This is a genomic window from Alkalicoccobacillus porphyridii (genome assembly GCF_007293315.1).
Taxonomy (GTDB): domain Bacteria; phylum Bacillota; class Bacilli; order Bacillales; family Bacillaceae_D; genus Alkalicoccobacillus; species Alkalicoccobacillus porphyridii.
This window is the reverse complement of sequence record NZ_VLXZ01000212.1, coordinates 1-273: the sequence shown is the minus strand read 5'-3', so window position 1 is coordinate 273 and position 273 is coordinate 1. Positions and strand designations below refer to the sequence as shown.

Sequence of the window (273 nt, the reverse complement as noted above, 5' to 3'; positions counted from 1 at the left end):
ATAATAATAAGAGGGCAGCGACTATCAGTTCGATGAAGCGCATGCAGTAATTGCCCCGCCATCTCATCTCGCGTCCAGGCGCTGTCACGGCAGCCCTGTTCAGCCGCGTTATCGTCGGTAACGATCCATGCGGCCTTACCTTGCCAGGAAACAACGAGGCTTAAAGTAATCACACGGCGATGTTTATCTTTTTGCAGTTGCTGCGCCAGCCAGGTTTTTCCACTTCCAGCCTCACCCAACAAATAGCATAGACGCCAGGTTTGACGTTTCTCA

Annotated in this window: 1 protein-coding gene; it reads right to left on the bottom strand. The window is 51.6% G+C overall.

The window, feature by feature from the left end:
* A partial coding sequence (locus FN960_RS24065; protein WP_221936857.1) for a P-loop NTPase family protein occupies nucleotides 1–273 on the bottom strand: 273 nt, incomplete at both ends.